At 66.4% G+C, this 13,534-nt stretch carries 11 protein-coding genes; 6 read left to right on the top strand and 5 right to left on the bottom strand.

Annotated elements, in window-relative coordinates:
• The first annotated feature begins 588 nt into the window (after nucleotides 1–588).
• Both VH571_RS13540 and VH571_RS13535 read left to right on the top strand, forming a co-directional pair.
• Nucleotides 589–3,012 carry a glycoside hydrolase domain-containing protein gene (locus tag VH571_RS13540; protein ID WP_423265024.1) on the top strand — a complete coding sequence of 808 codons (2,424 nt, stop codon included), beginning with the start codon at nucleotides 589–591 and terminating at the stop codon, nucleotides 3,010–3,012.
• Nucleotides 3,013–3,080: 68 nt separating this feature from the next.
• Nucleotides 3,081–3,575, top strand: a complete 495-nt coding sequence (locus tag VH571_RS13535; RefSeq protein ID WP_423265023.1) for a hypothetical protein — start codon at nucleotides 3,081–3,083, stop codon at nucleotides 3,573–3,575.
• A gap of 411 nt (nucleotides 3,576–3,986) precedes the next feature.
• On the opposite strand, the gene VH571_RS13530 is transcribed toward VH571_RS13535, so the two are convergent.
• Complete coding sequence (locus tag VH571_RS13530; protein WP_423265022.1) at nucleotides 3,987–4,595, bottom strand: hypothetical protein; 609 nt, start codon at nucleotides 4,593–4,595, stop codon at nucleotides 3,987–3,989.
• A 292-nt stretch (nucleotides 4,596–4,887) separates the two neighbouring features.
• Between VH571_RS13530 and VH571_RS13525 the strand changes: the two genes are divergently transcribed.
• The gene (locus tag VH571_RS13525) at nucleotides 4,888–6,720 is read left to right on the top strand and encodes a DEAD/DEAH box helicase (RefSeq protein ID WP_423265021.1); all 1,833 of its coding nucleotides are present in this window, start codon (nucleotides 4,888–4,890) and stop codon (nucleotides 6,718–6,720) included.
• 176 nt (nucleotides 6,721–6,896) lie between these two features.
• Entirely contained in the window at nucleotides 6,897–7,835 is a 939-nt protein-coding gene (locus tag VH571_RS13520) for an alpha/beta fold hydrolase (protein ID WP_423265020.1), read from the top strand.
• Between the two features lie 136 nt (nucleotides 7,836–7,971).
• On the opposite strand, the gene VH571_RS13515 is transcribed toward VH571_RS13520, so the two are convergent.
• Entirely contained in the window at nucleotides 7,972–8,733 is a 762-nt protein-coding gene (locus tag VH571_RS13515) for a GDSL-type esterase/lipase family protein (RefSeq protein WP_423265019.1), read from the bottom strand.
• A gap of 264 nt (nucleotides 8,734–8,997) precedes the next feature.
• Between VH571_RS13515 and VH571_RS13510 the strand changes: the two genes are divergently transcribed.
• A complete protein-coding gene (locus VH571_RS13510) occupies nucleotides 8,998–9,180 on the top strand; it encodes a hypothetical protein (protein WP_157510221.1) in 183 nt (60 codons plus the stop codon).
• A gap of 43 nt (nucleotides 9,181–9,223) precedes the next feature.
• Here VH571_RS13510 and VH571_RS13505 read toward each other — a convergent pair whose 3' ends face one another.
• The gene (locus tag VH571_RS13505; protein ID WP_423265018.1) at nucleotides 9,224–9,871 is read right to left on the bottom strand and encodes a TetR/AcrR family transcriptional regulator; all 648 of its coding nucleotides are present in this window, start codon (nucleotides 9,869–9,871) and stop codon (nucleotides 9,224–9,226) included.
• A gap of 73 nt (nucleotides 9,872–9,944) precedes the next feature.
• On the opposite strand from VH571_RS13505, the gene VH571_RS13500 reads away from it, so the two are divergent.
• Nucleotides 9,945–10,130, top strand: a complete 186-nt coding sequence (locus VH571_RS13500) for a multidrug transporter (protein ID WP_194600846.1) — start codon at nucleotides 9,945–9,947, stop codon at nucleotides 10,128–10,130.
• A gap of 214 nt (nucleotides 10,131–10,344) precedes the next feature.
• Here the strand turns inward: VH571_RS13500 and VH571_RS13495 are convergent, their stop codons facing one another.
• Together VH571_RS13495 and VH571_RS13490 are read right to left on the bottom strand one after the other, a co-directional pair.
• Complete coding sequence (locus VH571_RS13495; RefSeq protein ID WP_423265017.1) at nucleotides 10,345–11,895, bottom strand: GMC family oxidoreductase; 1,551 nt, start codon at nucleotides 11,893–11,895, stop codon at nucleotides 10,345–10,347.
• Nucleotides 11,892–13,343, bottom strand: a complete 1,452-nt coding sequence (locus VH571_RS13490; protein ID WP_423265016.1) for an alpha/beta fold hydrolase — start codon at nucleotides 13,341–13,343, stop codon at nucleotides 11,892–11,894. The genes VH571_RS13495 and VH571_RS13490 overlap by 4 nt, the downstream gene beginning before the upstream one ends.
• Between the last annotated feature and the right edge of the window lie 191 nt (nucleotides 13,344–13,534).

Below are 13,534 nucleotides of genomic sequence, written 5' to 3'. Positions count from 1 at the left end.
AGCCGTCACGGCCTCCACGGGGTTCGGCCGCACGACGACCTATGGATCGCGGCCCGGTACCGCCATGAACGCCATAACGACCTGGGGTGCCGAATTACACGTTGCTTGGGCGACGACGGAGGTTCGAGATCAGGGGGCGAAAGCGCAATACAGGGTTCCCCGCCGCGTGCAATGCCTCAGCACAGGCCCCTTCGCGATACCGGCTGGATCACATCTCATTCTGACCACCGATTCCCGTCTTGCTACATTGCCTATCCCGGAATCGGTGCGCATCGGGGACCAACCGTTCGACCTTAAATCGTTGTCGGCCTCTCGGTCGGCCGAAGGCAACGCCACCCGGACAGCACTTACTCTCCCGGCGCCGGTCCCAGCCGGCGAGCGCTTTGACATCGCGCTCGTTGCCCCTCGCACCACGCGAACACCCCCGAACGTGACAGGCATCTCTTTCGCGCGAGTCGCTCTGGAGGCCTCGGCCGATTCGCGATCTCGCCGACGAAGCACTGGTCGTGACACCATTGTCGACCTCTCATCATCGGGCACCCCGTCCAAGCCCGGCATCGCCGTCGGCACGATCTAAAGAGCTGCGACATGGACGCGTGGGTCAAAAAGTCTCAGGAGTATCTGAATGCCAGCTATGTCGGCATAAGCGGAGTCCCCTCGGTGGTGGCAGACGGCCAACCGGGCTGGCAAACTATGTTCGCATTGACCCGCGCGCTGCAACACGAGCTGGGAATTCCTTCGAAGTCCGACAGTTTCGGGCCCACGACTCTCTCAACCTTGACTGCCAAGATCGGCGACGTAGGCAAGGCAACTGCATCGAGCCACCATCGCGTTTTCGCGCTGCTCCAGTGCGCGCTGTGGTGCAAAGGGTATCCAGGCGGAAGCATCCTCGGCCGCTGGGACGCGTCGATTGACTCATCACTCGTCAACGTCCGGACCAATATGGGCCTCGCTGCCCTGCCCTCGGTGTCACCCAAGATGTTCAAGAGTCTCTTGACGATGGACGCCTACGTCGTGATCGCAAACGGCTCAAGTGCGGTCCGCGCCATTCAGCAATGGATGAATCACCGGTACGCCGGACGCACCGATTACTTCGTCGTGCCCTGCGACGGAATATTCTCCCGAGATGTCCAAAGAGGTCTCATGCTCGCGATCCAGTACGAGATCGGAATGGACGACGGTGTCGCGAACGGGAATTTTGGGCCCGGTACTCAAGCTGGGCTGAAGTCGAATGCCCACGTGGCTACTGGGTCGACTGATTCGTCGAAAGCCTTCGTTCGGCTTTTTCAGGCCGCGCTGACGTTCAATGGTCATGTCAGTCCGTTCGACGGGTCGTTTGGATCAACGACGCAATCGGTCGTAACGACATTTCAGTCATTTGCCGAGCTCCCCGTCACCGGTGCAGGCGACTACGCCACGTGGGCCTCTTTGCTGGTAAGCACCGGTGACCCAAACCGTCAGGGAAGGGCATGCGACACTTCCAAGCCCTTGACCACCGCCATGGTCGAGATGCTCAAGGCGGCTGGTTACGACACTGTCGGTCGCTATCTTTCCGTGGAGGGAAAGCGCCTCAACCCCGGAGAGCTAGACGTCATCCTGTTAAACGGCTTGTCGCTGTTCCCGATTTTTCAAGAGTGGAACAATGACGCAAGTTGTTTCACCGAGGCAGCCGGCTATTCGCAGGGAACAACTGCAATAAAACGGGCACGCAATCTCGGATTCAGGGCGGGAACGACAGTCTTCTTCGCCGTCGACTACGACGCCACCGCCGAAGAGATTCCCCAGCTCATCGTGCCTTATTTCAAAGGAGTAAAGCGCGCAGCCGAGGCCTCTCGCCTCGTCTCGTTCCGGATAGGCATCTACGGAACGAGGAACGTTTGCTCGCAGGTTTCCGCGGCGGGGCTCGCCGAGGCGTCATTCGTCGGAGGAATGTCGACGGGATACAGCGGCAATCTGGGTTTTCCACTACCCGAGAATTGGACGTACGACCAGGTCCAGGAATACATCCTGACTGCGGGATCCGAGTCCCTTCCGGTCGACAAAGACATCAAGTCCTCCAGGGCTAAACCTGTGACGTCCGTCCTGCCGACCCCTGTTATCGAATCGGGCGCGACAGCACGGTACGACGAAGAATTCCTGTGGCGGCTAGGTGATCGAACGTTCGTTGCCGAGAGCCACGGAAGTCGACTGTTTTCAACACCCCGATTCTACGATGACGTCGTTCTGCATGACATTCAGAAATCGAAGTACTGGACGCCGGCGTTCCGAGCCTTCACACCCCTTTTTGAGGAGACATCGGCCGGCGCGGGGGAATCAGGCCGAAGAGTTGCCCAATTACGTGAGGCCTACGTTAGCGACACGAATAAAGGCGCGGTGCCAAGCGGTAGGAATTATGGAGGCGATTTCACCCACTTCGCGGCTACTGCCCGCGGTTACGCGCAATGGGGATTGCCCCCGTCAGCGAACAAAACGTGGGAGAGCGATCTTGGCGGATGGGCGCTTGACCTCGTCACGTGCTTCGACGACTACGTGATTGCCCGAAAATCGGGTTACACGGCGGGAGCCCGAGCGTTCATAGCGTCGCGAGTTGGACATACCCGCGAAGGTTCTTTCAACCGCGAAGACCTTATCGCGGACATGGATGGCCACCTCACCGCTCGAATGATTCAAGTCGATGCATCGAGGAGCATCTGGGATTGCCTTCGAGAGATAACTCATGAGTCCCGAAACAGCACAACCTGGCGGCCCCGCGCTTTCTTCAAGGATCGATTCGGTTCCAGTCGCGCCAACGCCGAGGGTGCCTGTAAGCATCTCTTCGAGCCGAGCGTTTTCAATCTCTGGATAGCTCTGCCTGTCGGGGAATTCTCCGCCACGCGTCTTCCAGGCCAAGCGCCGATCGCCGGCGAACATCCTCTCGATGCGACGGAAAGAAACTCCGAGTTACCAGGCGTCGCCGCGGGATTTGCGGACGCACTAGTGAGATATTGCTCGGACGGCTTGCCGCTGTCATGACACGAGCGACCCGCCGTCTTCGATTCGCCGCAATCGGTGTCGTACCGCTCCTCTGGTTTGGTGCCATCGTGGCATCAAACACCCTCTTTAGCGGTGTGCTCATGACAGCGGTGAGCACTTACCCGCAGCGGGCGTCGGCAACCGACTGTCAGATGCTCATCGGAGTGTATTTCCTCCTCACAGCTCTCAGTCCGTTGACGGTTGCCCTCACAGACGTCGGAACGTCGTTCCGGCGGGCCATTGGCGTCGCAGTAGCTATAGCGACGGCCGCGGCGAGCCTCCACACAATGCTTACCGTTGGCGTCGTCATTGTCACTCAATCGTCTGCGGCCACGTCGGCCGTCATCGCGGACCGATTTGGCCCTCTCGCCCGCTACTGGCTTCTCTTTCCGCTTTTGTTCGGAACCCTTGCAGCGACTTATTCTTGCGCCGCCGCGGCATTCGCTTCGCAAAGACCAAATCGTGACAACCATCGAGCCCGCGCCCTTCTCGCCGGTATGGTTTGTGGCTCAATGGCCGTCGTCGCGTTGCTGATGGCCTTCTTCGTCACCCTTGGCAACTAACCGCAGTCGGGTCTACCGTCTCTGCCCCCGGTCGCCGCCATAATTATCGGGGAAGCCTTTGTCGGCCCCCGCGCCGCAAGACGTCCCGCGTAGCTCTACTCGCTCGGACGGGGCTCCGCGTCGCGCGAGGGCGGCTGTGCGCAGTCGACGTCGCAATCGGCCCAACCACCCCACTCAATGGCCGATTCGTCTGTAATCGCGCCCATGGGGTCGTCGGGATCCGGGCGAATTCCCGGCGGCCAGGACTCCGCTGTCAGTGGCACCCCCGGCACCTTCGGAGCGGGGGACTCTTCGGACGACGGCTCCGATGCGGCGCCGCCGTTCGCCAGCGCCCCCGCGGAGAGGGCGATCGAACCAGCGATGAGCACTCCCCCCGCTACCAACGAATAGACGAGTGTGCGCCCGGAACTTCTACTTGATCCGAACACCTACCACCTCCGGGCTGTGCTGGGGAGCACTGAACTGGTAGCACTTGTTCCAGTTAGCATGACCATCGCGCCATACGGACCATCGATACGCCTCGTTTATCCGCTGCCTGTAGTAGGAGGCACCGATGTTATTACCAGGGCAGAGAAACTTTGCGCCGAGAACAAGATACGTCTTGTAAATCTCGCCCTTATTACTGAAGCATTTTGTTCGCCCATCCCAATTGATGATGCGATACCAGTCCTTACGACCACCGCAAGTGGCGACGACGGTCTTTTTGTCGAATGGAATCGCACGCGGCTTCGGCGGCTTGCCGCTTGGCGCGGAGCCAGGATCGCTCTCCCATCCCACAACGTCGAGAGTGCTGGGGTCGGTCCATCCTTCTCCGACCACAACGGCGTGCCCGTCGGACGCCCCCGCGAACGCGGGCACGGAGCTACCAAAAACCGCGGAAGCCCCGAGGATTCCGACCATAACGCACGCGACAGTTCTTCGCATATGTTCTTTCCATTCACATTTCAGATTTCCCAAAGCTAGCGGGTTGACCACCAAGTCGGCAACCGCCTGCGGGCAACAGTTCGCGTTTGTGGCCAAGGCGCACCATTCAGCACCGGAAAGACCCGTGAGGCCCGGTTTCTGCAGGGTGAAGGCCCGCAAAACCACCCAAAATGCGCATGCTGTACGCTTGAACCACTTGCGAGTCGACCCGATCGGCTCCCTGCGTCGTAGTACGCCCCTCCCACACCCCGGCCAGACCGGGGTTCGCGAAGCTCACTCTGCGGCGAAACGATCGAGCAAAACTGCTCCGTCGCCACATCTCGAGTCCAGCTACGCCATCGACAGGCGTATGCCGAAGGGGCTCGAAACCGATGCCCGAAAGGCACCAGTGACTGACACCCTCACCACCCCCGACGTCGCCATCACCGACGACGAAAACCTCACCACGTTCGCCGAGCTCGGCGTTCCGGCCCCGATCGTCAAGGCGCTTCTCGCCGACGGCAAGTCCACCGCTTTCCCGATCCAGGTCGACACGCTCCCCGACACCCTCTCGGGCCGCGACGTCCTCGGCCGCGGAAAGACCGGCTCCGGCAAGACCCTCGCGTTCTCCATTCCGATGGCTGCGCGCCTCGGCGGCAAGCTCGCCGGTGGCAAGCGCCGCCCGGGCCGCCCGCTCGGCCTCGTGCTGGCCCCGACCCGCGAGCTCGCCACCCAGATCGACGCCGTCCTCGCGCCGATGGCCGCGGCCTACGGCATGAACACCACCACAATCTTCGGTGGCGTCTCGCAGAACCGCCAGGTCCAGGCGCTGAAGCAGGGCGTCGACATCGTCGTGGCCTGCCCCGGCCGCCTCGAAGACCTCATGAAGCAGGGCTTCATCAAGCTGGATGCGATCGAGATGACCGTGCTCGACGAAGCCGATCACATGGCCGACCTCGGGTTCCTGCCCGGCGTGACCCGGATCCTGAAGTCGACCCCCGAGAACGGCCAGCGCCTCCTGTTCAGCGCGACGCTCGACAACGGCGTAGACAAGCTGGTCAAGCAGTTCCTCCACAACGAGGTGCTGCACTCGGTCGACGAGGCGAACTCGCCCGTCGCGAAGATGACCCACCACGTGTTCGAGACCGAGTCGGTCGAGACCAAGAAGGCCCTGATCAACACGCTCGCCTCGGGCAAGGGTCGCCGCATCCTGTTCATGCGCACCAAGCACCACGCCAAGAAGCTCGCGAAGCAGCTGACCGAGTCGGGCATCCCCGCGGTCGACCTGCACGGCAACCTGTCGCAGCCGCAGCGTGACCGCAACCTGGCCGCGTTCCAAGACGGAACCGCCCGCGTGCTCGTCGCCACCGACGTCGCCGCCCGCGGTGTGCACGTCGACGACATCGAGCTCGTGATCCACGTCGACCCGCCGACCGAGCACAAGGCGTACCTGCACCGTTCGGGCCGCACGGCTCGCGCCGGCGCCGAGGGCGATGTCGTCACCCTGATCATCCCGAGCCAGCGTCGCGACGTCGCTCAGATGATGAAGAAGGCTGACATCAAGGCCACCCCGGTCGCCGTGAAGCCCGACTCGAAAGAGGTCAAGGCTCTCGTCGGCGAGGTCGCCGCGTACGTGAAGCCCGCCCCGAAGTCGGAGCGCGTGCACGAGCAGCAGGGCGGCGGTCGCTCGCAGGGCGCCAACGCTCAGCGCAAGCGCGCTGCTCGCCAGACGTCTGACGGCTCGCCGATCGCTCGCAAAGACCGCTCGGGTCGCCCCGCGTCCGACAACTCCGCAGGATCCGACGGCTCGGCTCGTCGCCAGGGCGCCGGCTCCGGTCGCGGCCAGTCCGCTGGCGGGCGCTCGGCGCAGGGTGGGCGCAACGGTGGCCGTGACGGCCGTCGCGACGACGCTCCCCGCAGCGGCAGCAAGAGCTTCTACTCGACCGAGTCCGGCTCCGTCTCGACCTCGTCGGCCCCGGCTCGCGACGAGCGTCGCGATGAGCGTCAGCCCCGCCGCGCTCAGAGCGACGGAGGCTCCAGCCGCACCAACGGCGTGCGCAACGACCAGGCGGCGTTCGCGGCCGAGCAGTCGGGCGGCGCTCCCCGCGGCGGTTCCGACCGCAACGGTGGCGGCTCGCGTCGTGCCTCGTCGGCCGGCGGTCGCCCCGCTTCGCTGAAGGTCGGCTCGCTCGTGCGCGGATCCTCGCCCCGTGGCGGCTCGGCCGGTGGCCGCGGCCGCTGACCCACCCGCACCTCAACGAACCCCCGTCGCTCACCGCGGCGGGGGTTCGTCGTCTGCGACGCCACTTCACGGCGTCGAGACCGGTTTTCGGCGAAACCGCCGCCGAAAACCGGTGCCTTTGCCGCAAAGCCGTGCCGAGCCGAACCGAACGAGGGCAAACGTGGTGACCTAGAGGCATGGCTGACAGACAATTCGTGCTCGAATCAGGCCGCGGCATCGGCATCTCGGCGGCGGGCGACCCCGGTGCCCGGCGACTCGTGGTGCTCTGCCACCCCACCCCGGGGGCGGGCGGGCTGGATCCTGATCCCCTCGTCACCGGCCCGTGGGGCGTGCACCTGCTCTCACTCGATCGCCCCGGCTACGGTGTCTCCGACCCGCTGAGCAGCGACTCCGAGGCGACGTTCGAGCACCGCGCCGACGACATCGCCGAATACGTGCGCCGCTCCGAAGACCAGGCGCACGAGACGCAGCGCGTCGACTTCGGCGCCGTCGGAGTCGTCGGCTGGGGCACCGGCGGTCGCGTCGCGCTGGCGTTCGCCGCCCGGCACCCCGACCTCGTCGACAGGGTCACCGTGGTCGGCACGTCGTCGCCCAAGCGGTCGAAACCCGAGAGCCGAGGATCCCACCCCCTCGAGTTCCTCCCCGTCAAATCGAACGCATCGATCGAGACTCTCTCCGCCGCCGTCGCAGACCGCTCGACCGCGGGTGGTCGCGCGGTCGACCGCGACTCGGCCGGGCAGACACTGTGGCGCCTTGCCGACCTCGGCATCGCCGACGACGACCCCACGCTCGCGGGCCTCGAAGGCTACGAGGCGCAGGGGCTCCGGTCGCGCCTGGAGCTGATGCTCGAGGAGGCCGTGCTGCAGGGCGATATCGGCGTGGCCACCGACCTCGCTGCGATCCACGACGACTCGTGGACGAAGTCGCTCGGGTCGATCACCGCATCGGTGCAGCTCGTCTACGGCGACGACGACCCCGTGGCGACCGTTGACGACGGGCACTGGTACGAGAGCCGGATCCCCGACGCCACGACGATCCACGTGCAGGGCGCCGGCCGTCTGGCGTTGGTGGCGTCGTGGCGGAACATCCTGTCGCACGTCGCGCCCCAGGCCTGACTCTTCTGTCGCCCCGGGGTGGCTCTTCTGTCGCCCCGGGGTCGGKGAGTGTCCACGATCTGCTGGTCTGACGCGCGCTGCATCAGCAGATCGTGGACACTCACCGGCCTGGGGCGAGACTTAGAGGCTTGGAGGCTCAGACCAGCGGCGCGGGTGCGGCGGGACGCGCGGGGCTGGCGGCCCGAACCATGGCCGGGGCGAGCGCCTGAGCCCACATGCGGTGCATGGTGCGGAACGAGAAGACCTGCTCGTGGAGCATCTCGCTGACGCGCCACGACGGGAAGGGGACGAACTCGGCGCCCAGCGCACTCGCCACCCGCTCCGATTCGCGGTTGAGACGGGCGATCTGGGCGACGATGACGGCGCGTCCGGCGGGGGCGATCGGCCGGAAATCCTGCATGGGTGGGATGCCGGCCAGAACGACGCGGGTGTCGGCGCCATAGCGTGAGCGGATCGCGGCGACGAGTCGTTCGAGGTCGTCACCCCAGTCGGTGCTGCGCGTGATGAGCAGAACATCGGGGATGCCGAGCATGACGACGGCGACGTCGAAGGCGTCGAGTTGCGGGAGGAGCCGTTGGGCCCGGACCGCCCGGAGACTCGGCGTGCCCACCGCGTGCCAGGAGGCACCCCGCGTGGTCTCGGAGGCGAAGTAGGCCGCTGCCTGTGCCGGAACGGCCATGCCGTCGTGCAGAACTCCGAACCCGCTGACCGCGATGTCGCCGACGAAGAGGAAGCGGACCGGGTCGGGCCCGGGTCGAGCCGGTGCAGGATCGCCGTCGGGGAAGATCCCCTTGCTTACCGTGTGCGAGTAGATCACGAAGTGGATGAACAGCAGCGGACGGGCCGCCAGGTAGAGAGCCTGGAGGATCCAAGCGGGGAGGTGCGGTGCGCGGGTCATGGGAGGTTCAAGCGATCATGTCGAGTGACGAGGCGGTTCTGCCCGGGGATGGGGGCCGAGCCGTGGTGCGGGTGTGACACCAGAGTGGCAGAAATGAGGACACCGTGCTGTCCCCCAATCCGGGTGTCGAGAGCGGCCGACTTTCAGACGACAACGGGTGTCGCCGAGTCGCCCGCCTGGAACGGGGTACGACCTGGGTCGACCACGATCGCGTCGGCCTACCGTTGTGCTCCAACCCGCTTTAACGGATCAGGACGGATCACCGTGACTTACCGAGCGACCATGCTCTACGAGGGCGACATCGGCGGCGTCCACCACGCCGAGGGCACGGCTGGCACGCGCGCGGGGGCATTGGCCGTCGCCGAACGTGAGGTCCCCGCCGGCACGCGCGTCGTGGGCGTCGTCGTGGCCGACGACGACTCGCGGTTCGAGACCCGACTCGACTGAAACGACCCGGCTGACGCGCCCAGCTGACCCGACTGGGCCTTCGTCAGGAGTCGAGGTTCCAGACCGGTGCCTCGTAGGCGCGTTTCCACCCGTGGCGGAGCCGCGTGACGGCACGATCGTAGGCGTCGAGCAGATCCATGCGGGGTCGCACCATCGACTGCAACTGCAGCCCCTCGTAGAGTGCGATGAGCTGTTCAGCTCCGCGCGTAGGATCCATCGTCTCGGGTTCGCGACCCATCTCGACGTCGCGGGCCAGGCTCGCCTGCACCATGCTGTGGAAGCGGTGCCAGTCCTGATGGAGTAGGGGCGCCATCGGGTGCCCGGGCGTCGCAGCGATGCCGAGCAGTGACGTGAGAAGCCGCATCAGCGCGGGGTCGTCGATGTTGGCCTGAACGATGCCGCGGAGGAACGCCACCGTCCCGTGCGAAGCCGAGACGCCCCGTAGCGGCGCCATCCGCTCGGCGTTCCACCGGTCGACTGTCGACAGCACGAGGCTGTCCCAGGTCGGAAACTGCGACTGGACTCTCTCGAGCGGCAACCCCGCGGCCTCCGCGACGACCTCGAGGGAGGCTTCGTGGAACGTGGTGACCCGGAAGACCTCCATCGCAGCGTGGATGATCGCGATGCGCAGTTCGGTGGCGGCGTTGAGGGGGTCGACGAAGGAGGTCGAGGGGGTGGAGAGTTCTGGCACGAGAACCAGATAACCAGGGCCGGGGTTCCGGCGATATGCCCCGTTCTGGGGCACCGCAGCGTAACGTCGAGGCATGACTTCCGACGACGAGATGACCTTCGACGAGAAGCGTCACGACCAGCTGACGCGGGCACCCAAATCCGACGAGAGCGATGCCGCGCCGCGCATCACGAAATCGGAGGCCCCCGACGGCACGACTCGCATCGACGTGGCCGACACGGCGAAGGTCGTCCCCGGCAAGGCGCCGCGCGCGAGCTGACGCGGCGCCGGTCGTTGCCGGACGCGGTCCGGGGCTGCGCCCCGCCGCCAGCGACCGCAAAAACGTCACCGGACCGCGTTTATTCGCGGTCGGGTGACGTTTTTGCGGTCGGGCGGGAGTGCTTAGGCGGTCTACACCGCTGAGGCCCACAATGCGGACTCGGCACCACAGACGAGCGTGGTGCGGAGTCCGCATCGTGGGCGCTGACGGGCGGTTAGGCCCCCGCAGCGACGAAGCGATCGGCCGTCCGCAGCGCCAAGGCCATGATCGCCAGCGCCGGGTTCGCGATGACGGCGCTCGGGAACACCGAGTTGTCGGCGATCCACAGGTTCGGAATGTCGAAGCTGCGACCATCGGCGTCGACCACGGCGCGGTCGGCCGACGTGCCCATGCGCGCGGTGCCGATCGTGTGGGCGGTGCGCGCCAGCACGGTCGTCGACGTGGCGCCGGCCGCTTCGACGATCGAGGTCATGGTGCGGATAGCGTGCTTCTCGATCGCATCTTCGTTGTCGTGCGCGGTGAACGAGATACGCGCCTTCGGAATGCCGAAGTCGTCGAGCTCGTCGGTGAGGGTGAGCCGGTTGTCTTCGTGCGGCAGGCACTCGGCGTTGATGCCCACGCCGGCCATGTACCGGTAGGAGTCCATCATGTCGACCATGTCGCGGCCCCACAGCCCGCCGCCACGCGCGAGGGTCGTCGACAGGGTCAGGGGTACGACGCCGAGGCTCTGAATGAGGTAGCCCCCGGCGAAGTCGGCGTCGGCCGGCCTCACGGTGTCTTCGGTGATGATCGACGACGGGTAGCCACGGTGGCTGCGCATCTCGGTGGGGAACTTGCCCCACACCTGCGTCGCGCCGTGCGCCATGTAGTTGCGGCCGACCTGGTCGCTCGAGTTGGCGAGGCCGGTGTGCAGCAGCAGTCGAGGCGTCTCGACCCCTCCGGCGCAGAGGAAGAGCGCCTTCGTGCGCTGGCGGTGCTCGATGCCATCGCGCGTGTAGACCACGGCGGACACGCGCCCGGACGCGTCGAGCTCGATCCCGTGCACCATCGAATCGGCGCGGATCTCGGCGCCCTTCGCGACGGCGAGCGGCAGATACGTGGTGTCCATGCTGACTTTGGCGCCCGAGCGGCAGCCCTGGTGGCAGCTTCCGCAGTTGGCGCAGGCGGGTCGCACACCGTGCTCGGGCTGATGCCAGTCGCGCGTGACGAGGGCTGCGGGTCCGTCGGTGGCAGTGATGCCGACGGCCTCGCAACCACGGATCATCATGTCGGACGACGCGTTCCGCGCAACCGGTGGCAAGTCGTAGCGGCGGGTGGGATCCCACGGATAGTGCGCGGGGCCGGCGACACCGACGAACTTCTCGACCTTCTCGATGTAGCCGGTCAGCTCGTCGGGGTCGATCGGCCAGTCTTCGCCCAGGCCGGAGTCGGTCTTGAGCTTGAGATCGCGGGCGTCGGGCCGGGGCGTGAACGCTCCCCAGTGCAACGTGGAGCCGCCGACGCCCTTGCCGCTGTTGTTCTGCCCGAACGCGGTCGGGTTCTCGCCGTCGCTGAGGCGCTCCTCCATCCAGTTGATGGCGACCGCCTCGGTTTCATCGGAGGTGTACTTCGACGCGTCGAAGTTGGCGCCCGCCTCGAGGGCGACAACTCGCAGCCCGCGCGACGCGAGCGAAGCGAGGATCGGCGCCCCGCCGGCACCGGTGCCGATCACGACGGCGTCGACGATCTCGGAGTCGTCGTAGGTGCGCATTCCGTCGAGCCTCATCGAACGGTCTCCATCTCGGTGTCGGTGATGCCGGTGTCGGTGGTCTCGGTGGTGCTGGCCCCGGTGTCGCGATCGGAAGGGCCCGGCATCGCCGGCTCCCAGGCCTCGCGGCGATCGGCGCCCAGCTCGCTGAATCCCTGGATGCGAATCACGTCGCCTCCGTTGGCGAATCCGTCGAAACCGATGCGCTCCATCGTGGCCGGGTGGGCCAGCCAGGTGCGGGTGAGGTCGACGCGGCAGTCTTCGAACCAGAGCGTCATCTGCTCGGCGGTGAGGGTGCCGGCCCGAGGCGCGTACTGCTGATCGACGATGGCCTGGATCCTCGAGTCTTTTGCCTCGTCGTCAAGGGCCGCGAAATCGTCGAGTGCGTCGAGCCCCAGCCGGTAGGCCTCCTGATCGGGCGGGAGAGCGGCATTGCGCCACCCGTCGCTCACGCCTCGCGCGAGCCCGGCGTCGACGCGGCCGGCGATGTCGAAGGGGGCGGGGCCTTGCGGCACCACCCGCTCGGCGACCAGGCGGAGCGTCGCGAGCTGCGCGGCGTCGAGCACCTGCGGGGCGTAGTCGGGGTCGTCGGGCAGGGCCCGTCCGGCCAGGATCGCGCGCGTCTGCGAGCTCGTGCGGCCTGACCCGATGACGCGGCCGAATCCTGGTGAGACGAACGGCCCCGAGCCCACGCGTTCGCGCCAGAACGCGCGGATCAGGTCGGCCACCTCGCTGGGTCGTTCGAGCGGCAGCAGGTGGCCCGCACCGGCCAGCACCTCGAGCGTTGCCCGTGGATAAACCGGCAGGTTGCGTTCGCGCTGGCCGGCCTCGCCGAGGGGCCCGTCAGACCCGCCGGCAACGATCAGGGCAGGAACATCGAGGATCCCGACCTCCGCCGCTCGGTCTTCCAGACTGCCGCGTTCGAACCAGGCCAGCCACGCCTCCGCCGCCGAGCGCAGCACATCGCTGAGGGCGCGGTCGTCGTTTTCGGGGCTCAGCGGTTCGCCGACATTGTCGTCGATGAACGTGCGTGCGTCGGCGGTCGCGAGGTGGCCGTCGCCCGCGATGCCCGCCCGGGCCCACGAGAGCATCTGCGCGCGGGCGTCGTCGCCCATCGGCTCGGGCGAGGGCGGTGAGCCCGCGAGGAGCACGACACCGGCGAGGCCGAAGAGCCCCGAGCTGCCGTCGAGAGTGCGCGCCGCGACAAGACTCGCGATCTTGCCACCCATGCTGTGCCCGACGAGAACGAAGCGCGTGGAGCCGTGGCGCCGGATCTTACGGACGACGTGGCCGACCATCTCGTCGACGCTCGTGCCGGTGGCGGCCGACGCCTCGCCGAAGCCGGGCAAGTCGATGCCGACGACGTCGAAGTCGTCGGCGAGCAGCTCTCTCAGAGCATCAAATTCATGAGCGCTGGAGCCGAGCGCGTGGAGGCAGAAGAGTGTGGGGCGGTCGTCGTGGGGCACGCCTTGGACAGTACGCCGAGCCGCCGACACCGAACCGGCTCGGGGTACGGGCGGTGGGCGGGTGCCGCCCGTGAGTCGGCGGGTGTTACGCGGAGTGGGCGGGTGCTGCCCGTGAGTCGGCGGGTGTTATGCGGAGTGGGCGGGTGCTGCCCGTGAGTCGGCGGGTGTTATGCGGAGTGGGGGGGGGGGCA

It is taken from the genome of Frondihabitans sp. 4ASC-45 (genome assembly GCF_049472575.1).
In the GTDB taxonomy this organism is placed as follows: Bacteria; Actinomycetota; Actinomycetes; order Actinomycetales; family Microbacteriaceae; genus Frondihabitans.
Note: the sequence above shows the minus strand (reverse complement) of the source record. Positions and strands in the feature narration are given on the sequence as shown.

What these genes read in the sequence shown, in the direction of transcription:
- VH571_RS13500 (WP_194600846.1), top strand. Translation starts at nt 9,945, where the DNA reads ATGACTTCCGACGACGAGATGACCTTCGACGAGAAGCGTCACGACCAG.
- VH571_RS13515 (WP_423265019.1), bottom strand. Translation starts at nt 8,733, where the DNA reads ATGACCCGCGCACCGCACCTCCCCGCTTGGATCCTCCAGGCTCTCTAC.
- VH571_RS13520 (WP_423265020.1), top strand. Translation starts at nt 6,897, where the DNA reads ATGGCTGACAGACAATTCGTGCTCGAATCAGGCCGCGGCATCGGCATC.
- VH571_RS13540 (WP_423265024.1), top strand. Translation starts at nt 589, where the DNA reads ATGGACGCGTGGGTCAAAAAGTCTCAGGAGTATCTGAATGCCAGCTAT.
- VH571_RS13495 (WP_423265017.1), bottom strand. Translation starts at nt 11,895, where the DNA reads ATGAGGCTCGACGGAATGCGCACCTACGACGACTCCGAGATCGTCGAC.